The organism is Pseudomonas sp. xss_2 (assembly GCF_043104195.1).
GTDB lineage: Bacteria > Pseudomonadota > Gammaproteobacteria > Pseudomonadales > Pseudomonadaceae > Aquipseudomonas > Aquipseudomonas urmiensis.
The window spans coordinates 14,222-36,082 of sequence record NZ_JBICKL010000119.1 but is presented as its reverse complement, the minus strand read 5'-3'; the positions used below and the strand labels follow the sequence as shown (position 1 = coordinate 36,082).

Below are 21,861 nucleotides of genomic sequence, written 5' to 3'. Positions count from 1 at the left end.
CAGCATCCGGGGCAGCAGCCCCCCAAACCCCCCACGAAAAGTGCAGGGTCACCTGATGTAAGAGCACTGTGCGTGGGAGCGGGCTTGCCCCGCGATGGCGTCAATGGCGACAACACCGCTGCGCCTGCCGACGCTATCGCGGGGCAAGCCCGCTCCCACGCAGTTCACTTTCACATGTGTGTTACTTCTTGCTTTCAGCGCTCGGGTCGTAGACCCGGGTCAGGTTGCCGCCGAGGCGGAAACTGTCGAACGGCTGCATGCCCCGTTTGCGCTGCAAGGTGTCGCCGTTGCAGGCGTAGAGGCTGCAATAGGGTTCGAGCCAGGAATACTTGCTGTCGACCTTGAGGTCTTTCATGTCCTGCTTCTCACCATTGCGGCGCTTGAACGCACTCGGGTCCTTGGCACCGGCCAAGACTTTCTGGCCTAGGCGCTGCAAGGCGTTGTTGTTCTCACCGCGCAGGTCGACACCATTGACCTGGGCGAAACTGGCGATCATCGCCAGTGGCGGCAGGGCGTAGTTGTGATAGGCCAGCGCGCGCTGCTTGCGCTTGAGCTCGTTGGGCAAGAAGCCCTGCTCATCGATCTGGTTGGCGCCGACCTTGTATTCCTTCACCGCCCAGTCGAACAGGTCGCGGCGGTCAGTGGCCACGGCGGTGGCCATGACCGACCAGGCCGCCCAGTAGCTGTGGTTGTTGATCTTCTCCAGTGGCAGGTCGCTCCAGTCGCGCACGGTCTGTTCGGCGAGGCGGGCGAACCACTTCTCGATCAGTTCGGCCTCGGCCTGGTGCGCGGCCAGTGGCTGGGAGTTGGAGAACTTAAGACGCAGCCACGAACCACTCATGCTGCCCAGCGCCCATTTGCGCATGGACTTGCCGGTGTGGTTGTAGTCGGTCGACATCAAGGCATCTGCACGCGCCCACGTGCCGAGCCAGCTCAGTGCACAATCGAGCTGGGCCGGGCGGCCGTCACGCATGTACTGACCGACCATCTTGCTGATGCCGCGCTCCAGCGTGGTGATGTCCTGGGTAGAACTGCGGAAGGCTTTTTCCGACGCCAGGTTGAGCGTCGCCCGGGCCTTGTCCGAGCCTTCGTACTTGCTGCGAAATTGCAGCGCACCGGTGTAGGGCTTGGGCGCCGCTTCACACTGAAACTTGCCGTCGGTGGTCTTGATCTGCTCGATCCCGGCGTAGTACCCCTGGGGCGGCACCAACGCGGCATGCGCGGCACTGCCAAACAGCGCCAGGGCGAGCAGGGCGGGGGCGGTGATGGTGCGAGTGTTGGTCATGGTTCGCCTCACTGGCCAGCTTGCGCGGTGTGCGCGGGGCTGGCGAAGTTGTTGCGTTTGCACAGCTTGGCCTCGACCTTCTGGGTGCCTTGTTCTGGCCCCTGGACTTCCAGCGCCAGAAGGTTCTGGCTGGCCCAGTCTTCGTCTTCACGCAGTTGGAAGACGAAACGCCCGTCGGTCTCGGAGGTTTCCGGTTTCTCGATCTTGATGTCTTCATGACGGCCGTTGAGGTACCACAGGGTGGCCTGCAGGACCTTGACCGAGGTGTCCTCGAACTTGATGTCCATCTGCAGGTTGCGGTTGACCAGATCCTTGATCACGCCGCCCTTGCCGTTGACCATCAGCTCGTTCTTGCCGGGCTTGAGGGTGGCGCTGGCGCTCATCTGCGCCGGGCGATCGTCGCAGCCGTCGTCGAGCAGGCCGAGGATCTGCCGCCAGATGGTTTCCTGGTCCAGGCGATACAGCGGCGAGAATTCCCAGATGAGGATCTTCGGTGGGTTGTTCTGGAACTCTTCGCTGCCCAGGTACTGGATCATCGCCCCTTCCAGGCCGCCACCGGGGAAGGCGACGTTGAGCACGTCGGCGCCGATGTACTGCTGCAGGAAGCCCGAGAAGTTGTAGTTCTTGCCGCTGTGGCTGGTGCCGACCAGGGTGATCTCGGCGTTGCCGCTGTCACCGAACAGGTCGTCGCCGCCGCTCGAACCCTTAGGCTCAGTGGCGAACTGGTCCATGTACTGCACCGCATAGCTGGTGCCACAGAGCTGGCCGGCGACGTTGTGCAGGGTGCCGGTCTTGCCCATGCGCCCGGATTTGTGAGTTTCGAATTCCTTGCGCGGGATGCCCTCGAAGGCGGGCATCTGGTGCACCGTATCGGCGACGATCTTCGCTGCGCGCTCGGCGCCGTATGGGGTCCAGTGCTGGTCGCCGCGGAAGTAGAAGTCCTTGCCCTGGTCGGCGGCGGCCAACTGCTCGTTGGTCAGCGGCGACAGGTCCGGCACGTTGTAGCCCATCTTGGCGAAACGCTGCAGCATGGCCTGGTAGTTACCCAGCGCCTTCTGGTAGTCGAAGGCGGCTTTCTCTTGCGGGTTGAGCATGTTGCGGTTCACCAGGCCACGGGTTGGCTGGTACACCACCACCAGTTCGACGCCGCGTTTCTTGAACGCGTCGTGCACCTGCTGCAAGCGCTTGTAGCCGGCGGCAGTGGTGGTGAACTCGGTGCGCAGGTCTTCGCGGGTTCGGAACAGCCAGTCGCCTTGCGCCTGCACCAGGGTGGTGAAGTTCTGCTGGTAGCGAGTGGTGTAGCGGCTGGCGTCATGTGCTTCTGGGCACAGCTGGCAGCAGGGCTCGGCGCTGAAGCTTGGCGCTTGCACGTCTTGGGCGCGCACGCCTTGGCTGATCGCCAGCAGGGCGGCGGACAGACCGAGCAGTTTCATCAGATGTGGGGTCGTCATGGTCTTGGCTTTCCTTAATCGATCATTTCGGTCTGGCGTTCGACCGGGTCGATCAGCACGGCCTTCTGCTGGCGTACCAGCAGGTCGAGGATTTCGTCCTGGCGCTCGCCAAGTACGCCATTGAGGCTGATGCCGCTGGCTTTGCGCGGGGCGAGCATGGACACCTTGTACAGCTCGACCGACAGCGGCGAGTCGATCGACAAAGGCCCGGAACCATTGGCCGCCAGCTCACCGCCGACGACGATCAACGAGACCTTGGTATCGAACGGGTCAAGGGCGATGTCGCGGTCAGTGTCGGACAGGTCCTTGATGTGCCCGTAGACCCCGACCAGGCCGTTGGCCATGGCGACGTTTTCATACAGGCGGATGTTGACGCTGTTACGCACGCGAATGCCGTGGCGACGGTTGTTGATCAGCTTGTTGCCCCAGATCAGGTTGTCGCCGCTTTCGTACAAGGTGATGCCGTCGGTATGGTTGCGATAGATCTCGTTGTAGGCGATCAGGTTGTTGACGCTGTTACGGTCGATCACTACCCCGGAGAGCTTGTTGTCGTAGCTCTTGTTGTTGATGATCCAGCTGTCGTTGACCTCACGCGAAACGATGATGCCGTGCTTCTTCTTGGTGCCGTACACGGTGTTGCCAGCGATGATCAGCCGGTGCGAGCGGTCGTGTGGGTCGATGCCGTAGACGATGTTGTCGCGGTAGGTGCTGTCCTTGACCACGAAGTCGCTGGTCTCGTAGCAATAGAAGCCGTACCACATGTCGCTGAACTCGGAGCCGATGATCCAGCCGGTCGGTTCCGGGCGGCCCATGCGCTTGGCCATGTTCGGCGTGTACTGCGAGATGCTCACGCCATACGACTTGGACTTGGCGTAGCCGAAGCTGGCCATCTTGCTGTTGACGATGTAGGTCTCGGTGCCACCCCACGACAGCAAGAAGGGGCGAAATTCCTTGGGCGAGCGGAAGGTCGATGGGCCGTTGTCCTTCTCGCGCCAGCCGGTGACCTGGGTGTCGCTGACGAACAGCTTGCCGTCGTTGACCAGGAACGAGCCGCCCTCTTGCGACAGGCGCAGCTCCTTGACCTTGCCGTCGATCTCAAGGATGCCCTTCTGTCCGACCACGATCGGCAGGCGGGCAAGGAACACCCCAGGCGAGACTTCGCGCAGATACTGGTCAGGCACCTGCTTGCTCAACTGCGCCATGTCGACATGCCCGTCATCGACGAAGATCGCCTGCGGGATGCCGTGCTGGCGCTGGACCCATTCGGCGGCCTTGTTGTCGCCGCCGATGAACTCCTTGAGCGACTCTTCCTGGAGCATGCGGCGCACGCTGACCTTGCCCTTGCGGCTGCGATCGATCTTCTTTTGCACCGCTTGCGCGGTGTAGCCGGAAAGATCGGGCAGCTTGGGCGGATCCATGTGCAGCGGCTCGACCGGCGCACTGGATACCGTGTAGGTCTTGGCCTGCTGCAGACCTTTGGCCATTTCCGGCTCGGCGGCCTGGACCACGCCTGCGGCCAGCAGCAAGGCGCTGGCGAGCAGACTGTGGCGAAGATGCGGGTGCAGGTTCATAGCTTTCCTCTCCCGGCTCAGAAGCGCCAGATCACGTCGACGAAGGCGCGGTGCATGTACGAATCGGCTTCTTTGCCATAGGCGTCACCCGGCTTGAAGACACCCGCGCGCAGGCGTACCAGGGCCGACGGTTCGTCGATCGACTGGCTCAGCGAAGCCGGCAGCAAGCCTTGCTTGAAGTACTTGGTGACGACCACGTCCATCTCTTGGCCCAGGTCCTTCTCGCCGCTGATCAGCGGGCGGTTGACGCCGTTGTCCTCGACCACCGCGTTGATGCCGCTGGAGCCGATGTTCTGTTGGTCATCGACGCGCCAGAACTTGTGGTAGATGAAGCTTGCGTCGTAGTCCTCGCGCAGCTGCCAGGAGGCGAACAGGGTGGCTGCCTGCAAGTTGCCCAGCTCGCCACGGAAGGCCTCGCCGAAGCGGTGCACGCGCGAGCGGGTGCCGGTGAAGTTGGAGCGATTGCTCTCAAGGCCGGTCTGTTCGAAGTTGTTCGAGCCGTCGCTGCCACCCCCGCCGCTGCCGCGGGCATAAGCGGCGCCGACCTGCCAGTTGGGGTCCAGGCGCAGGCGGATACCCAGGTCGGTGGCCCAGGCGTTGACGTCACCGCTTTGCTTGCCGGTAACCACTTGCTCGCCATTGCGCGTCTCGCTGCTGAGCTTGTCGCGATCGCCGGTCAGCCAGGTCAGGCTGCCCCAGTAGTTGACGGTGTGGTCGTTGCGCCAGTTGTAGGCATCGCTGTTGGCCTCAAGGCCAAGCCAGGTGAGATCGCCAGTGCGGGTCTTGTCGAGGGTGTCGATGGTTTCGCCGGGTTTGTTCAGGCTGCCGCTGTCATGGGTGTGATGGGCGCGCAGGCCAACCCAGTGACCTGGCGTCCACTGCGCGGCGACGTTGCCGTAGACGTGCGTGCGGTCTTCGTCTTCGGCGGCCAGCTCAGTCAGGTCGGTGCGGTATTCGCTGAAGCGCTGGGCAACGCCGACATCGGCCTTGAGCAGGGTGGTGTCGAAGGTCCAGTTCAGCGCCTCGATATTGGTGTCGCGCCACATGCCGTCGTCGTTGCGCAGGCGTTGCCGGCCAAAGCGCAGGTATTCGCCGGGGTAGGGCGTGAAGCCGTTGTAGCCGACCCAGAATTCGCGCAGGGCCAGGTAGCTTTTGTCGGGCTGGCGGCTGTCGTCGCCGGTGTCGATGGCGCTGCCATCGTCCGAGGCGCGCAGGGTGTCGGTCTCGATGATGTCGGTGGCGGTCACTGCCTGGCCCATGGCGTAGGCGTTCCAGTTGCCGCGCTCGCCATATACCCAGGGGCGCAGGTCCAGGCCCAGGCCGTTGACGTCACCGCCGGAGCGGGTGCCCAGGTCGCGGTCGTCTTCGGATTGAGCAGTGACTTTCACTTCCAGGCCGAAGTTTTTCTGCGCAGTCATGTCAGCCAGGGTCGGGCACGACCACAGCAGGGCGAAGCTCAGGCCGATGCCGGCTTTCACGAAAGGGTTGAGCGTCATAGGGAGGCGTCCTCGGCGTCTTCATCGTCTTGCAGGGCTTCGATGGCCATGACGCTGTTGGCGCCCTTGGCCATGCTGCCGCGCGCCTGCTTCTCCTGCGCCAGCAGGCGCTCGGCCTGGCTGCGCTGGTCAGGCGTCAATTGCTGATCGAGTTGTTGCAGCATGGCGCTGGACTGTTCGGTGGGGTTGGCCTGGGCCAACTGGGCGAACACCCAGGCATTGCCCGGATTCTGGCGAATGCCGTGGCCTTCGCTGTACAGCTGGGCCAAGGCGTAGTCGGCGCTGAGCTGACCGCCGCGAGCGGCGCTGAGCAGGTGGTCGACGGCCTTCTGTGGCTCGACCTGGCCCAGATAGCCCCGGCGATAGAGCTGGCCGAGGTAGTAGTGGGCGCTGATCTCGCCGGCATCGGCTGCGGCCTGCAAGTGGGTTTGGGCTTTCTCGGCATCGGCCGGCAGGGTCTTGCCTTCGTAGTAGAGGCGGCCCAGCAGCAGTTCGGCGCGTGGCTGTTCGGCGGCGCGGCCCTTTTCGATGTAGGCCAGCAACTGTTCGGTGTCGCCCAATTCGGGGAAGTCGTACAGCAGCTGGGCGAGGCTGACCCAGGAGGCTGGGTTGGCCGGGGCCACGTGTTCGAGCAGATCCTTAGCGGTTTTCTCGTCGGTTTGGCCGAGGTTGCGATCAGCCAGCACGCGGGCGACGCTGTCGACCCGGGTAGCCGGCACAGTGCCGCGGGCATAGCCGGCCTTGAGCTGCTCGAGCAGAGCGTTGCGCTGGTCGGCCTGGTTGCGTTTCTGGTAGACGGTGGCCAGCTCGACGTAGCAGATGTCGGTGCTGTTGATGGCGGCCTTGCAGATGTTCTCGACATCATCCAGGTGCTGGTCGTAGGTGCCCTGGGTGCGGTAGAGCAGGATCTGCGCCAGGCCCGCTTCTGGCTGGCCGGCGGCGCGCCATTGCTCGATCTGCTGTTGCGCGTTGACGTTGGGGAAGCTCTGCGGGTATTGCAGGTAGAGCATCGCCAGCGGGATCAAGGTGTTGCCTTCGCCTTGCTTGGCGGCGAGCTTGAGCAAGGTCTCGGCTTCTTCGCGTTCAGCCTGGGTGCTGTCGGGCTTGGCCACCAGCAGGCGGCCCAGGCGCGCCTGGGCACGCGGCGAAGTGGCAGCGGCGTCGCGGTAGGTGGCCTCGGCCTCCTTGAGCTGGGCAGGGTCGCGGGAGGCGACCTTGATGTCGGCCAGGCCCACTTGGGCGTCGCTGTAGCCGAGGTCGGCCAGGGCCTTGTAGTTGCGCTCGGCGGTGGCGGTGTCGCCACGCTTCATCGCTTCGTTGGCCAGGCGCTGGTCGGGCAGGCCCGCGCAGCCGGCCAAAGTGATGGCGATGGCGAGCAACGTCGCAGTGCGTGGGAGCGGGCTTGCCCCGCGATGACGGTCGCCTGCTCGGGCGCTGTCGCGAGGCAAGCTCGCTCCCACGAAGTTCGTATGCTGGAGGGTCATGGTCAGATCCTCTTAAAGCCCACGGGCGACGGCTTTGTCGATCAGCCAGTTCAACGACGGACCGCGGTCGCTGTTGACCGACGCTGGACGACCGGCCAGTTCAGCAGGCAGCGCGCCGTCTGGCTTGATCTGCACGCGGATGTCGGAGGCCAGGTCTGCGCTGTTGAGGCTGGCGCTGCTGACGATCTGGCCGGTACGTACTTCGTCTTCGCCGGCGATCTGGAAGTTGACCCGGGTGCCTGGCTTGACCTCGTCGAACTGGCGATAGCTGAAGCGCGCCTCGATCATCGGGTTGGTGGTGCGGGGGATCAGCTGGAAGATCGGCTGGCCTTTGCTGGCGTACTGGTCGTCGTCCACCAGTTGCTGGGCAACCACGCAGTCGCAGGGGCTGGTGAGGGTGCCAGCGAGCTGCTTGCCGAACAGTTCCTCGACTTTGGCCGGCTCCAATTGCGCGTCGTCCAGATGGCCCTTGAGCATGTCCAGCATGCTGGTGCTGAAGCTTGCCAGTGGCGCGCCCTTGACCACTTGGCCGCCGCTCTCCACCAGGCTTTTGACGGTGCCATCACGTGGCATGGTAACGGTGGTGGTCGGCACTGCGACCACACCGGCTTCGGCATGGCTGACGAAGTACATGCCATACAGCGACTTGGCGACGAAGCCGAAGGCGGCGATACCCACCACGAACACGCCGAGGGTCACGGTCACCGCGCGCAGGCGGCCGAAGGCGCTCAGGCCCGAGCCGCCGTCTTTCTGCTTGCGCGCCTTGGTGAAGTTGTCGCGCTGCAGGGTACTGAGCACGTCACCGGCGGTGATCAGTTCACCGGACAGGTGCGAGGTGATGATGTGGCGCAGGGTGGCGATGTCACGCGGCTCCAGGTTCTGGAACTCGGCACCGGTACGGCCGGTGGCGGGGTCGCTGGCACGCACGAGGAATTCGATATCCATCGACAGGCCGAGGTTGTCGACCACGAACTGCAGGCGACCACGCAGCACATCGCCGATCGGCAGCGCGCGCTTGGCATGGAAGGACAGGCCCCCAGCGGAGAGGTCGTCGACCTTGACCTCTTGTGGCTCGCGATTGCCATCCAGGAAGCGCAGCTTGGCGGGGATGCGGACCCGGGCGTGCTGGCGCTGGGCTTCGGACTCATGCACGACATTGACGTTCACGGCGGTATTCATGGCGATTTCGTTCCTGTTGTATCCGATCCGGGGTGGCTCACACGACCATGAACAGCACGGCGACGAAGATGCTCGCGGCCGAGAAGGTCATGGTGCGGGAGGACCAGGTGTTGAACCATTGTTGAAAGCTGGCAAGGTCACGCTTGAGGGCAGTGGGCTGGCGGGTCCAGGACTGCTTGTCGAGGCGGAAGAACACGTAGATCTTCATCAACGCGCCGACGATCTGGTTGTAATAGAGGATCACGGGATAGGCCGGACCCACGCTGTGGCCTGAGCACAGCAGCATGATGGTCAGGATCAGCCGGGTGATGCCGATCCACAGCAGGTACACCAGCAGGAAGGCCATGCCGAACTTGAGGCTGGCGATCACCGCCACGGTCAGGCCGAGCAGGCTGGTCCACATCGACACGCGCTGGTCGAACAGCACCACGCTGGTGAACAGCCCCAGGCGCTTGAGGCCCAGGCCCAAGGCGCGCGAGTTCTGCCGCAGGTTGTTGCCGTACCAGCGGTACATGAGTTTGCGGCTGGCCTTGAGGAAGCTTTTTTCCGGCGGGTGCTCGACCGTGTTGATCGCCGCATCCGGCACATAGAAGGTGTCGTAGCCCAGGCGCATCAGGCTGAACCAGCTCGACTTGTCGTCGCCGGTGAGGAACTTGAAGCGGCCCAGGCGCCAGTGCATCAGCGAGTCGCTCTCGACGTCGGCGATGAACTCAGGGTTGGTCACTACGCTGGCGCGGAACATCGACATCCGCCCGGTCATGGTCAGCACGCGCTTGGACAGGGCCATCGAGCACATGTTGATGTGGCGCTGGGCGAAGCGCAGCTTGTGCCACTCGCTCATGATGTAGCCGCCGCGCACTTCGCAGAATTCGTTGGTGGTCAGGCCACCGACATTGGGGAACAGCTTGAACCAAGGTACGGTCTTGCGCACCACGCCCTCGCCGAGCACGGTGTCGCCATCGATCACCGCCACCACCGCGTGCTGGTCGGGCATCATCCGCGAGATGGCGCGGAAGCCAAAGGCCAGGCCATCGCGCTTGCCGGTACCGGCGATGCGCACGAAGTCGAGGGTGACGTGTTCAGGCGGGTTGTATTTGGCCCACAGGCTTTTCACCAGCAGCTCGTCGCACTTCTCCACCAGCGAGCAGACCACAGTGGTCGGGTAGCCGCAGTTGATCGCTTCGCGGATCACCGAGCTGTAGACCTGGGCGGTAGTCAGCGCATCGATGCGAAAACTGGTGACCATCAGGTACACGTGGGACGGGTCCGCGGCCTTGCCCAGTTTGCGCACTTTGTTGCGCAGGTACGGGTAGACGCCGTACAGGAAGATCATGCCGCGGATGAAATGGGTGGCGCCCATCGAGTAGCGCCAGATGCCGACGGCGCCGACCAGGAAGATGAAGTGCTTCGACTGCGAGTCGAAGATGTCGCTGGGCAGGGCCAGGGCGATCAACATGAGCAGGCTCATGTAGAGCAGCCACCCGGCGCACTGCAACAGCACTGTCTGGAACCTTTGCATGTTCGGCATCCGTCGCGAAATTCAGTGAAGAGCGGGGCCTTGCGGCCCCGCGTCAGGCTGGCTTACCAGCAGATGCCTTCGGTGCGGCTGGTGGAGCAGGTCGGCTTGTTCATGAAACCGACCAGGTCGATCACTTGCTTGCCTTCCGGGGCGCGGTCGGCCAGGGCACGGAACTGCTCGTCGCGGTTGCCCAGGATGATGATCTCGGCGTCGTTGACCACTTGCTCGAAGTTGGCGTTGAGCAGCGAGGACACGTGCGGGATCTTCGACTCGATGTAGTCTTTGTTGGCGCCGTGGACTCGGGCGTACTCGACGTTCTGGTCGTAGATGTTGAGCTCGTAGCCCTTGCCGATCAGGCGCTCGGCCAACTCGACCAGGGGGCTCTCGCGCAGGTCGTCGGTGCCAGCCTTGAAGCTCAGGCCGAGCAGAGCGATCTTGCGTTTGTCGTGGCTTTCGATGATGTCGAAGGCGTTCTGCACCTGCGATTCGTTACTGCGCATCAGCGAGTCGAGCAGCGGCGCTTTCACATCCAGGCTGGAGGCGCGGTAGGTGAGGGCGCGCACGTCCTTGGGCAGGCACGAGCCGCCGAAGGCGAAGCCTGGGCGCATGTAGTACTGCGACAGGTTGAGGACTTTGTCCTGGCAGACCACATCCATCACTTCACGACCATCGACGCCGACCGCCTTGGCGATGTTGCCGATCTCGTTGGCGAAGGTGACCTTGGTTGCGTGCCAGACGTTGCAGGTGTACTTGATCATCTCGGCCACGGCGATGTCCTTGCGGATCACCGGGGCGTCGAGCTCTTCGTACAGCGCTTGCAGAACGTCGCCGCTGGCCTTGTCCAGTTCGCCGATGACGGTCATTGGTGGGTGGTCGTAGTCCTTGATCGCGGTGCTTTCACGCAGGAACTCAGGGTTGACCGCCACACCGAAGTCGACCCCGGCTTTCTTGCCCGAGCAGTCTTCCAGGATTGGGATCACCACGTTCTTGACGGTGCCTGGCAACACGGTGCTGCGCACCACGATGGTGTGGCGGCGGCTGGTGTCACGCAGTACGTAGCCGATCTCGCGGCACACCGACTCGATGTACTCAAGGCCCAGGTCGCCGTTTTTCTTGCTCGGCGTGCCGACGCAGATCATCGACACGTCGCTGGCACGGATGGCCTCGGCGAAGTCGGTGGTGCCACGCAGGCGGCCATTGGCCAGGCCTTGTTGCAGCAGTTCTTCCAGACCCGGTTCGACGATGGGCGACTTGCCCTTGTTGATCAGGTCGATCTTGGTGGCGGACACGTCCACACCAATCACTTCATGGCCCCGTGCCGACAGGCAACCTGCACAGACTGCACCCACATAACCCAAACCAAAGATGCTGATACGCATCGCATTCACCTCGTGTGTTTATCACGCCAGCCCTTCAGCGGAAGAGCCGACCGGGTTGATTAACCAGCAGTATTCGGGCGCACGGATCCATGGCGAAAAGACACTTCACCGAACGCAGGCATGAATAAATCCGGAGTGCAAAAAGTTGTGCACTCTTAAATGGCAGTCAAAGGCCGATAATTAAAAGGCGTGCCCTGAAATGCAGCCGTCTTAAATGCAGAACGCTACTTGGCGAACTGCTGTGCTTGTTTTTTCAAGTGAATAAATCCTTTGAAATCAACCACTAGGACGATTAAAGGGGGCGCGTCTATCCTCCATGTGACAGGGCTTAGTGGCGCGTGCCATTGCCGCTGTCGAACTTTCCTGGGCGGGTGTAGATACCTGCCGTTGTCATCTGTAAGTCATCTCTCACGTTCAACGCTCGTGAATCGTTACGGGTGCTATGAGCGACCGCGGCTAGCAGAAGTTCCTGAGGGGGTTCGTGCAGAATGAATGATTTCTAAATATTTTTTCAGGCGTAAATACTTTCATACTGATGGCACTGGCGAGTGCCATCCCTATATATAAAGGGCGAAAACGGGGTGAGATAGTTTTGTGCCAGTATCCGAAAAATTTTTTCAAAATTCGTCAAAAAACGTACGAACGGTCTTATGGCGGATGGCTATAAGAAACGCATCGTTCATTTCTTGACGCCTAAAAATTGGCTAGGTTGGTCGGACACGAGGTCCGGGGAGGGATGCACTGTGCACCCTCTCGGGGCGACCAGATGCGAAGGGGCTCGTGGTGAGTGCTAGCGAGTGCTCTGAGGGAGTCGGCAGGTTCGTCCAGGGAGAGGGATCGAAGTGGGCGGGGCGGTTTTGGTGCCGGGTGTCTCAATTTATGAACAGGGACCGGATGAGAATCAAAAAATGAAGAAAATCTCGATGATTGTTTTTGCAGCGGCTTCGCTGCTGGTGGGGGTGGTGCAGGCTGGGCCGCTGGTGGAGGTAACGTTCAAGAACGTTGGAACGCTGCCAGCCAATTTGAAGATAGTCACAAGTAATGAGAGCAGTACCTATCAGATTGCTAATCCTAAGCCTGACCAGAAGGTGGACCCTGGTGCTACCACCTATGCAAAGGTTCAGCGGGTAGTCAGCCCCGATGTAAACGCGGCAATGGTGCGTTACACCATCGGTAGCAAAACCTGTGCTTTTGGCACGACCTTCCAGTTGCGGGCGCTGCCTGGCGGGATCACCCAACCGCAGTGGACCAAAACCGCCACCCCCAGTGGTGGTGCTACGTGCACAGCGAATATTACCCGGACCAACGCCGATTATTCGTGGGCTGTTGAATTCACCATGAGGTAATACGCCGTATTGGCGTGCTACGTCCTGCACTTCGCAGCTGTGTAGCGAAGTGCAGCCCTTACGCACCTTTTTCAAGGAGATCAGGCATTGGAAACCGTCGGAAGCGTTATTGCACGCACCCCAATATCTCCAGCTTCAGTTGTGCGACGCCCACCAGAAAGCACCATGGCGGTCGAGAGCAAAGAACCAGATGGAAACGTGCATCAGGAAACTGAACTTTCGAACCTTGCCAAGCAATTGAGTGCTGCTGCTGAGCGGGCGGCGGCCAGGGATGCTTCGCTATCGCGCGAGGAGTTGGCGGATTTTGCGTCGAAAATCCTCGATAAGCTGATGGGGGATTCTTATCTACTCGCAAAAGACTTCTTCGATGAATTTTTGCCTGATACGGATGATCCTGAGTTACTTGAGCGAGCACGCCAGGCCAATGCCTTTGCAAAAGGTCGTGGGGAAAATCCCTTCAAGGGGTTAAGTCGTGATCAGCTAAGCCTGATTATTTATGACGAAAGTGGGGCATTCACCATTAACGAACGCAGGGCGGCCCGGGTTGAAAGAACCGAGCAGCATAATGAGTGGGCAAGATACATCATCGACAAAATGGGCGCTGAGTACCGGCAAACGGGGCGCAACGACCAAGGGCTGCATGAGATTCTTGATTTTTATAACTCACTTCCGCGTATCGAAGTGGCGCAGTACGGAAATTACGAAGCTGATATCAACATGCAGCTTGCCATGCATGAGGTCGAATGGCCTGAATTCAACACCTCCCTGATCGACATGCTCGCCCACGAATGGAAGCCGTCCGAGCCCCCCGTCACCCCTGAGCAACCCGATCCCGCCGCCGATCCCACCGGCAAGGCCCCCGACTGATGGCCGACAGCATCACCCTGGAGGGCGTCAGCCGTTACCTGGGCGGCCAGGTTGTGCTCGACGATGTCTCGCTGGTCATCCCCGCCGGGCAAAGCTGCGCGATCGTCGGCCCGTCCGGCTCGGGCAAGAGCACCTTGCTCAACCTCATCGGCCTGCTGGACCTGCCTTGCGCCGGTCGCGTGCTGCTCGACGGGCACGACACAAGCACCGCATCGGCCGCGCAGCGGGCGATCTTGCGTAATCGATTGTTGGGCTTCGTGTTCCAAAGCTTCAACCTGCTGCCGCGCCTGACAGCCCTGGACAACGTGGCCCTGCCGCTGTGCTATCGCGGTGTCGGGCTGCTTCAGGCGCAAGCGGCGGCGCGTCGGCAGTTGCAGGCAGTGGGCTTGCAGGCGCGCATGGCGTATCGCCCGGCGCAGCTTTCCGGTGGCCAGCGTCAACGGGTGGCGATTGCCCGCGCCCTGGTGACCGAACCGCGCCTGCTGCTGGCCGATGAGCCTACCGGCAACCTCGATGGCGACACCGCCAACGGCATCCTGTGCCTGCTCAAGTCACTCAATCATGAGCGCGGCGTCACCTTGTTGATGGTCACCCACGACCCGGTCATGGCGCGACAGATGGCCCGCCACCTTGAGGTGCGCGATGGGCGGGTGTGCGAGTTGCATGGGGCCTGAACACTACGGCCCGAGTTGGGCGCAACGCATTGGCGAAAGCCTGATCAGCCTGCGCCTATTGGGGCGCCGGGCCTGGCTGGCGCTGCTCGGCATCGCGGTGGGTTGTGCGTCGGTGGTGGCGCTGCTCAATGTCGGCCAGAGCGCGGCGTCCCATGCCAGGCAGATGTTTCAGGGCATGGGTAGCGAATTGATGGTGGCCAACCTGACCCCGGTCGAGGCTGGCGCCCGATCTGCGCGGGCGATGCCGGCGCTGGACGCTGTGCCGCACATACGGCTTGCCGCGCCGCTGGCCATGACCGTGACCGACGCCAGGTTACGTGGCCAGGGCGCGGCGGTAATGGTGGCGGCGAGCACCCCTGCGCTGGCTCAGGTACTGGGGCTTGAGGCGGCGCACGGTCGGCTGCTGTCGGCGCACGACAATGCCAGCACCTATGTGGTGCTGGGGGCTGAGCTGGCGACGCGCTTGGACGCGCAGGTCGGCGATCGTCTGCCGATGGGCGGCTATGTGTTCGAAGTGGTTGGGCTATTGCTGCCCCGTGGCTACAACCCCTTGCTGCCGGTAGCCGTGGACGATGCGCTGCTGATGCCCTTGCCCGGCCTGCGCCGCCTGGTGTCGCAGGCCCAGCCCAGCGTGGTGATTGCCCTGGCGCGTGACGCAGCCCAGGTGCAGGAGGCTGCTGCGGCACTGGAGGATGCGCTGCGGGCGGCGCTTGTGTCGATGCAGGTCGAAGTGCTGTTGCCTCGCCAGTTGCTCGATGGCATGGCGCAGCAGTCGCAGCTGTTTATCGGGTTGTTGGCGGGGCTTGGCGCTATCGCTCTGCTGGTGGGCGGTGTGGGCGTGATGAACGTGATGCTGATGAACGTTGCTGAGCGTCGCCGCGAGATCGGCGTGCGCATGGCATTGGGCGCGCGGCCTGTGGACATCGCCTGGCTGTTCTTGCTCGAGGCCATCTGGCTGGCGGTGCTCGGCGCAGTGCTGGGAGCGTTGATCGGAATGCTGGCCGCGTGGGCCTTTGCGCACGGGGCGGGGTGGCGTTTGGAGAGCGATCCGCAGGCCCTGCCGCTGGGGGTGGGCAGTGCCGTGGCCATTGGTGTGTTCTTTGGGTTGCAGCCGGCATTGGCGGCGGCGCGCCTGCAACCGGTCGTGGCGCTGCGTGATGGTTGATCGGCGTTGGTGTGGGTGGCTGCTGTGGGTGTCGGTGTCGGTCGCGGCGCAAGACGGCTCGGTATCGGCCCGCGCCCATGCCTGGGCGCAGGGCGATGCTGTGGCGCTTGGCCTGGGCGATGCCATCGCTCTGGCGCTGCGCGACAATCGCACGATTCGCAGTGATTACCTCGAACGCATTGCGCAGAAGTTCGACCTGCAGGTCGCTCGTGATCGATTCGCCCCGCAATTGGCGCTCAAGGCGCGTTACCTGGCCAATCGCAATCATCAGGACCGCTATCGCGATGCCGAGCTGGCCCCAAGCGCCAGCCTGCTGACCCGCTACGGCACACGGCTCAGTCTCGACTGGGCTTACGGCCAGCATCGCGCCGACAGTGTCGGCCCGCGTTATCGCGATGGCGCCAACCTGAGCATCATCCAGCCACTGCTGCGTGGCGCCGGCCCACGGATCACCGAGGCGCCCTTGCGTCAGGCGCAGCTGGCCGAGCAGAGCAACCGCCTGGCGCTCAAGGACAGCGTGGCGCAGACCATTACAGGCGTCATCAGCTTGTATCGCCAGTTACTGCGCGCGCAGGAGCAGGTGCGTATCGCCAGCGATGCCCTGGGGCGTTCGCAGCGGTTGTTGGAGGTCAACCGCGCCATGATCGACGCTGGGCGCATGGCCGCGTTCGATATCGTCCAGACCGAGGCTGAGGTGGCCAGTCAGGAGTTGGCCCTGGAAGGCAGTCGCAATCAACTGCATGCCAGCCGGTTGGCGCTGTTGCAGATATTGGCCCTGGACCTGGGCACACCGCTGCGCGCCACGGAGGCTGCCCAGGCGCAACCTGTACACATCGACCCCAAGCAAGCCCAGGCCCGGGCCGAGGTGTTGCAGCCGGCTTACTTGATGCAACTGATTGCCGGGCAGCAGGCCGATATCGACCTGCGCCTGGCGCGCGATGAACAGCGCTGGGACCTGGCGTTGGTGGCCGGTACCCACCAGTCCCGCGAGCGCCCCGGCGAGCACAAGGCCTGGGAGCACTACGTGGGGCTTGAGCTGGCGATCCCGGTCGGCGACTTGCGTCGCCGCCAGGTGCTGGTGCGCGCCGAGGTCAACCAGGCCCGGCAACAGTTGCAGCTCGAAGAGTCGCGTCAGCAGCTGCACCGTCAGGTGCTCGATGCGCTGCGCAGTCTCCAGGTGCGTTGGCGCCAGCTGGAGATCGCCAAGCGTGCAGAGGCACTGTCGCAGCGCAAATTACAGATCGAGCAGCATAAGCTGGAAAACGGCAGGTCGAGCAATTTCCAGGTGCTCAGCTTCGAGAGCGACTTACGCAATGCGCAGAATGCGCGGCTCGAGGCATTGATTGCCTATCTCGACGCCCAGGCCGATCTCGACCTCACGCTGGGTAGCACACTGGACAGCTGGGATGTGACGCTCAATGACTAGATCCCGAATGCTGGCGCTGGTGCTGCCGGCGCTGTTGGGCCTGGGGCTGTGGTGGGCGTGGCCTGCCCCTGGTCCGGCGCAGGTCGAGCAGCGCTGGTTGCCAGTCGCCCCGCAAGTGCTCGAACGACGCCTGGGGCTGGTAGGTCGGGTCCAGGCGGCGCAGCGCGTGACTGTCGCGGCGCCGTTCGAGGGTGCCGTGCAAGCGCTGCCCGTGCGGGTGGGGGAGCGGGTGCAGGCCGGGCAGACGCTGGCAGTGCTCGACACCGCGCAACTGGACATTCAGCTGCGCCAGGCCGAGGCCGAGCGGCTCAAGGCCCACAGCGCGGTGCGCGCCTTGCAGGATTGGGCGTCGGGTCCGGAGGTTACACGGGCCGTGCGTGCACAGGTGGCTGCGCGGCGTACCTTGGGTGTCAACCAGGCGGCTTTGGCGGCCACTCGGCGCTTGTTCGAGCAAGGGATCGTCGCCCGGCTGGAGGTGGAAAACCTGGAACAGCAGCTCAGTGCGCAAATCCAGGAACTGGCCAGCGCCGAGGACGAACTGCGTCTGACCCGGGCGCGGGGGCAAGGTGAGGCCTTACGTATCGCTGAAATGGAGCTGACCAACGCCCAGGCCCGCCATGCTTCGCTGCTTGCCTTGCGGGCGCGTGCGACCCTGGTCGCGCCATTTGCAAGCCTGGTGGCAAGGCCTGTCGGCGATGGCCAGCAGCCGGGGCAGTTGGCGCAGGTAGGGCAGTTGCTCAGCCAGGGCATGCCGCTGTTGGCGCTGGTGGAGCTTGACCGCTTGCAGGTGGTTGCAGCGGTAGAGGAGGGCGACCTGGGCCTTTTGCATGAAGGGATGGCGGTGCAGGTCAGCGGCGAGGGATTTGCCGGGCACGTGCTGCCAGGCCGGGTGGCGTCCCTCGGGTTACAGGCCCGCGAGGATGAGGGGCAGGGTGCTTGGTTCGACCTGCTGGTGACGTTGCAGGCCCAGCCCGAGGTTTCGACGCTGGGCGTTCGGCCGGGCATGAGTGCGCAGGTGAGCGTGCTGCTGTATCGCAACGAACACGGCATGGCCTTGCCTGCCCAAGCGCTGCGCAGCGATGCGGCGGGCGGCCATTACGTGCTGTTTCGTGCCCGCCAAGACCAGGCACCGCAGCGGGTGGCGGTGCAGTTGCGGCAAACCGTGGCGCAGGGCGTTGAGGTCAGCGGACTGGCAGCGGGTGAGGTGCTGTTGCCGGAGGCGCTGTGAAGCCGCCCCGGGGCATGTCAGTCGGCCGGGTGATCGCGCAAGAACACCAAATGATCCGTCTTCGACTGCTCGGCACTGTAGTAGTACCCCTGCACATCGAACTGCTTGAGCTGCTCAGGATCGTTGATCTGCTCCTGTATCACGAACCGGCTCATCATCCCCCGGGCCTTCTTGGCATAGAAGCTGATGATCTTGTACTGGCCGTTTTTCCAGTCCTTGAAGTCGACGTTGATGACCCGCGCATTCAAGGCGTTGCGCTTGACCGCGCTGAAGTACTCGTTGCTGGCCAGGTTGAGCAGCACGTCATCGCCTTGCTCGGCCAGGGCCTGGTTCAGCCATTCGCTGATCCGCGTGCCCCAGAATGCATAGAGGTCTTTGCCGCGGGCGTTGGCCAGCTTGGTGCCCATCTCCAGGCGGTAGGGTTGCATCAAGTCGAGCGGGCGCAGCAGGCCATACAGGCCGGAGAGCATACGCAGGTGCTGCTGGGCATAGCTGAAGTCGTCTTCGCTGAGGCTTTCGGCGTCGAGCCCGGTGTACACGTCACCCTTGAACGCCAGCAGCGCCTGCTTGGCGTTGGCTGGGGTGAAGTCTGGGGTCCAGCTGCCGAAGCGTGCGGCGTTGAGGCCGGAGAGTTTGTCCGACAGGTGCATCAACTCGCTGATTTGCGCAGGGCTCAGCTCACGCAGCTGGGTGATCAGTTCCTGCGAGTCGTCCAGGTACTGCGGCAGGGTGAAGCGCTGGGTCACCGCAGGGGTGTCGTAATCGAGGGTCTTGGCGGGGGAAATCACCGTCAGCATCAGGTCGGCTCCTTGAATCGTAGAGGCGGATTCTACGGGCTGGCCGGGGTAAGTCCAAACTATGCCGACGATAGTCACAGAACATCGGCGAGCCTCGCGTTATAGTGCGGCTCATGATTGAACGGGATTTGCGGAGAGTCCGACCGTGCGCATTGCCTTAGCCTTGCTGGCTGGCTGGTTCAGCCTGGCCGTGCAGGCCGCCCCACCGATTCAAGCCAGCCTGGACCGCAGCCTGTGGCCCGAGCAACTGGACAGCCCGGCGCTGTTCGATGTCGCTTCGCGTGCGGAAATTTTGTCGTTTGCCCAGGTGTTGCAAGAGAGCGAGTTGCTCGATGAGCCGGCGCTGGCTGCGCGGCTCAAGCTCAGGCAGGTCAACTTGACAGTGATTCGTGCGGTGCGGGCGCGGATGTGGCAGCGGCTGTGGCAGAACTATCAGCAGGCCCAGCGCAGTTGCGAGCAGGATGCCTCGTTCTGCTACCCGGTCGAGTCGATGGCCGAACTTCGCACACAAGCCGCCACGTTCAACGCTGATGTCGGCGAGTTCTATACCGGTTGGATCGAACCGAGCCGGCAGTTTCATGTGCGCTATCTGGATGAGCAATTGCGCAAGGCAGCGTTGTTCCCGCAAACCAGCAGCGAGATCGAGCGCCTCTCCAGCCGCGAGCGCAATGGCGATGAGCTCAATGACCGGATGTTCTTGCTGACCTTCGTCGGTGGCCCTGGCGCCGAAGGCAGCAGCACCGACAGCCTGACCGACTATTTGCGCCGGCAGAAGTTGGGCGGCACCTTCTTTGTCTTGGGTAATCGCCTGCAACAACGTCGCGACGCCGCCGCCATTTCGCTCGGCGAGCTGTATGCCGGGCAATGCGTAGGCATTCAGGGGTGGGAGTACCGCTCGCATGCGCAGTGGCAGGACTGGCAAGACTCGCTGCGCCGCAGTCAGGCGCGGGTCCAGGCGGATTTGCCCGAGCAGTACGTGCCGTTGTTCCGTCCGCCCTATGGCCAGCGCCGCGCCGATGGCGAGGCGTTCATGGCCAGCCAGGGGCTGCAGGTGTCGCTGTGGGATATCGATGCACTGGATGACACAGCCTTGACCGCCGAGCAATCCGCCCAGCGCGTGGTAACCCTGATGCTGTTGTGGCGCAAGGGGGTGATTCAACTGCACGACAATCAGCCCAAGGCCCAGCAGGCGGTGCAGTGGCTGCTGCACAACACCGGACAAAGTGGCATCGGCTGGGAAGATTGCCAGGCGTACGTGCACCAGGATGGCCCACCTGCATCACACTAGGCGGCAACCTACCCCCGCGAAAAGCATAGGGCTTGATCTTTGACTTTAGTTCCCCGATGGCAGCCAGCCAAGGCGCGTTAGCCATTCGGAAAAATAAACTTCATCGGGACGTAAAAAAGCTTTTTTTGTTCATGGTTTTTGCGGTATGAAAGAACCAGACAGCCGATTCCTGCAGCACAGGTGGCGTCATCCAGACCCGCCTTTGCCAGGTGCGCTTCCCGCCCGTAACAACGCGGATACGGGGAGAACGGCGTCACTCTGCGGCGCAGCGGTTACGCGCCGCGTGGTTCTGACACAAGGTGCCCGAGTATGGATGACCATGGACGCAACCCTTCCTCCACCCAGCCGATCCTCTATGTGCTCGATACCAACGTCCTGATTCACGATCCCAACGCATTGCTCAACTTCGAGGAGCACCACGTCGCCATTCCGATGACGGTGCTGGAGGAACTCGACAAGCTCAAGACCGGTAAACACACCATCGCCGCCGAATGCCGCCAGGCGATCCGGCTGATCGATCAAACCCTCGGTGACGCCTCGCCCAGTGATGTCGAACAGGGTGTGCCGATCCAGCGTGGCAAGAGCGGACCGAAAGGTTTTTTGTCCATCCTGATGAGCCCGCGTAGCGAGCCCAACCGCTTGCTGCCAGAGAACCTGGCCGACAACATCATCATCAACCAGCTCCTGGAACTGCGCGCCAAACGCTCCGACCTGGACGTGGTGCTGGTGACCAAGGACATCAACATGCGCCTGAAGGCGCGCGCTTGTGGGATTGCCGCCGAGGACTACAGCACCGACCAGTTGGTCGACGACGTGTCCTTGTTGTCCAAGGGCTATCACTCGGTCAGCGGATCGTTCTGGGACCGGGTCAGCAAGGTCGAGACCCGCCAGGAGCGCGGCCGGACCTGGCATCGGGTGCAGCTGACCGACAACCTGCCGGCGGTGCACGTCAACGAGTTCATCATCGATGAGCAGGGCTTCGTGGGTTGGATCAAGGGCATCCGTAACGATGAACTGCTATTGCTCGACCTACACCAGGAGCCGCTGCTGCACCAGGAGGCCTGGGGGCTGAAACCGCGTGACATCCATCAGAGCCTGGCGCTGTTCGCCTTGCTCGATCCGGATATTCACCTGGTCAACCTGACCGGCGCTGCCGGTTCCGGCAAGACCATCCTGGCATTGGCTGCGGCTATCGAACAGACCATGGTCAGCAAGCGCTACCGGCGCATCATCGCCACCCGCAGCGTGCAGGGGCTGGACCAGGAGATCGGCTTCTTGCCCGGCACCGAGGCGGAGAAGATGGAGCCTTGGCTGGGGGCGATCACCGACAACCTTGAAGCCTTGCACATGGACGATGAGAGCACCCATGGCAGCGTCGAGTACATCCTTGAGCGGGTACCGCTGCAGTTCAAGTCGCTGAACTACATTCGCGGTCGTAGCTTCCAGCAGAGCCTGATCCTGATCGATGAATGCCAGAACCTTACCCCGCACCAGATGAAGACCATCATCACCCGCGCGGGGGCAGGGTCCAAGGTGGTGTGCCTGGGCAACCTGGCGCAGATCGATACGCCTTACCTGTCGGCGACCAGCTCTGGGTTGACCTACTTGACCGAGCGGTTCAAGGACTTCCCGCATGGCGTGCACATCACCCTGCAGGGTGTGCCGCGCTCGGTGCTGGCCGAGTACGCCGAGTCTCATCTGTAAAC

17 protein-coding genes are annotated in these 21,861 nt (G+C 62.8%); 8 read left to right on the top strand and 9 right to left on the bottom strand.

What is annotated here, in order from left to right; translation table 11 throughout:
• Positions 1–181: 181 nt before the first annotated feature.
• The 8 genes from ACF8K2_RS26705 to ACF8K2_RS26670 form a co-directional block, all read right to left on the bottom strand.
• Positions 182–1,285: a mannuronate-specific alginate lyase gene (locus ACF8K2_RS26705; protein WP_186553815.1), complete on the bottom strand. Its 1,104-nt coding sequence runs from the start codon at positions 1,283–1,285 to the stop codon at positions 182–184.
• Between the two features lie 8 nt (positions 1,286–1,293).
• A complete protein-coding gene (locus ACF8K2_RS26700; RefSeq protein ID WP_392469104.1) occupies positions 1,294–2,736 on the bottom strand; it encodes an alginate O-acetyltransferase in 1,443 nt (480 codons plus the stop codon).
• Positions 2,737–2,750: 14 nt separating this feature from the next.
• On the bottom strand, positions 2,751–4,307 hold the full coding sequence (gene algG, locus ACF8K2_RS26695; RefSeq protein WP_264236454.1) for a mannuronan 5-epimerase AlgG: 1,557 nt from the start codon (positions 4,305–4,307) through the stop codon (positions 2,751–2,753).
• 17 nt (positions 4,308–4,324) lie between these two features.
• Positions 4,325–5,803 (bottom strand): alginate export family protein, encoded by a 1,479-nt coding sequence (locus ACF8K2_RS26690; protein WP_186553818.1) that lies wholly within the window; start codon positions 5,801–5,803, stop codon positions 4,325–4,327.
• Positions 5,800–7,287, bottom strand: coding sequence for an alginate biosynthesis TPR repeat lipoprotein AlgK (gene algK / locus ACF8K2_RS26685; protein WP_392469098.1), 1,488 nt, complete (start codon positions 7,285–7,287; stop codon positions 5,800–5,802). Before algK ends, ACF8K2_RS26690 begins: the two co-directional genes overlap by 4 nt.
• A 12-nt stretch (positions 7,288–7,299) precedes the next feature.
• Positions 7,300–8,466: an alginate biosynthesis protein Alg44 gene (locus tag ACF8K2_RS26680; protein ID WP_186553820.1), complete on the bottom strand. Its 1,167-nt coding sequence runs from the start codon at positions 8,464–8,466 to the stop codon at positions 7,300–7,302.
• Between the two features lie 37 nt (positions 8,467–8,503).
• Positions 8,504–9,985, bottom strand: coding sequence for a glycosyltransferase family 2 protein (locus ACF8K2_RS26675; protein ID WP_186553821.1), 1,482 nt, complete (start codon positions 9,983–9,985; stop codon positions 8,504–8,506).
• A 62-nt stretch (positions 9,986–10,047) separates the two neighbouring features.
• Positions 10,048–11,364 (bottom strand): nucleotide sugar dehydrogenase, encoded by a 1,317-nt coding sequence (locus ACF8K2_RS26670; protein ID WP_368973025.1) that lies wholly within the window; start codon positions 11,362–11,364, stop codon positions 10,048–10,050.
• A gap of 908 nt (positions 11,365–12,272) precedes the next feature.
• Here ACF8K2_RS26670 and ACF8K2_RS26665 point away from each other — a divergent pair.
• From ACF8K2_RS26665 to ACF8K2_RS26640, 6 genes are all read left to right on the top strand, one after another.
• Complete coding sequence (locus ACF8K2_RS26665; protein WP_392469095.1) at positions 12,273–12,710, top strand: hypothetical protein; 438 nt, start codon at positions 12,273–12,275, stop codon at positions 12,708–12,710.
• Between the two features lie 87 nt (positions 12,711–12,797).
• Positions 12,798–13,577: a hypothetical protein gene (locus ACF8K2_RS26660; protein WP_392469092.1), complete on the top strand. Its 780-nt coding sequence runs from the start codon at positions 12,798–12,800 to the stop codon at positions 13,575–13,577.
• The gene (locus tag ACF8K2_RS26655) at positions 13,577–14,251 is read left to right on the top strand and encodes an ABC transporter ATP-binding protein (protein ID WP_392469089.1); all 675 of its coding nucleotides are present in this window, start codon (positions 13,577–13,579) and stop codon (positions 14,249–14,251) included. Before ACF8K2_RS26660 ends, ACF8K2_RS26655 begins: the two co-directional genes overlap by 1 nt.
• Positions 14,241–15,416: an ABC transporter permease gene (locus tag ACF8K2_RS26650; protein WP_392469087.1), complete on the top strand. Its 1,176-nt coding sequence runs from the start codon at positions 14,241–14,243 to the stop codon at positions 15,414–15,416. The genes ACF8K2_RS26655 and ACF8K2_RS26650 overlap by 11 nt, the downstream gene beginning before the upstream one ends.
• Positions 15,409–16,842 carry a TolC family protein gene (locus tag ACF8K2_RS26645; protein WP_392469085.1) on the top strand — a complete coding sequence of 478 codons (1,434 nt, stop codon included), beginning with the start codon at positions 15,409–15,411 and terminating at the stop codon, positions 16,840–16,842. The genes ACF8K2_RS26650 and ACF8K2_RS26645 overlap by 8 nt, the downstream gene beginning before the upstream one ends.
• Entirely contained in the window at positions 16,835–18,070 is a 1,236-nt protein-coding gene (locus ACF8K2_RS26640) for an efflux RND transporter periplasmic adaptor subunit (RefSeq protein ID WP_392469082.1), read from the top strand. The genes ACF8K2_RS26645 and ACF8K2_RS26640 overlap by 8 nt, the downstream gene beginning before the upstream one ends.
• A gap of 17 nt (positions 18,071–18,087) precedes the next feature.
• On the opposite strand, the gene yaaA is transcribed toward ACF8K2_RS26640, so the two are convergent.
• Complete coding sequence (gene yaaA, locus ACF8K2_RS26635) at positions 18,088–18,867, bottom strand: peroxide stress protein YaaA (RefSeq protein ID WP_392469080.1); 780 nt, start codon at positions 18,865–18,867, stop codon at positions 18,088–18,090.
• A 145-nt stretch (positions 18,868–19,012) separates the two neighbouring features.
• Between yaaA and ACF8K2_RS26630 the strand changes: the two genes are divergently transcribed.
• Together ACF8K2_RS26630 and ACF8K2_RS26625 are read left to right on the top strand one after the other, a co-directional pair.
• Positions 19,013–20,155, top strand: a complete 1,143-nt coding sequence (locus tag ACF8K2_RS26630) for a polysaccharide deacetylase family protein (protein ID WP_392469077.1) — start codon at positions 19,013–19,015, stop codon at positions 20,153–20,155.
• Positions 20,156–20,464: 309 nt separating this feature from the next.
• Entirely contained in the window at positions 20,465–21,859 is a 1,395-nt protein-coding gene (locus ACF8K2_RS26625; protein ID WP_186553827.1) for a PhoH family protein, read from the top strand.
• Positions 21,860–21,861 lie beyond the last annotated feature (2 nt).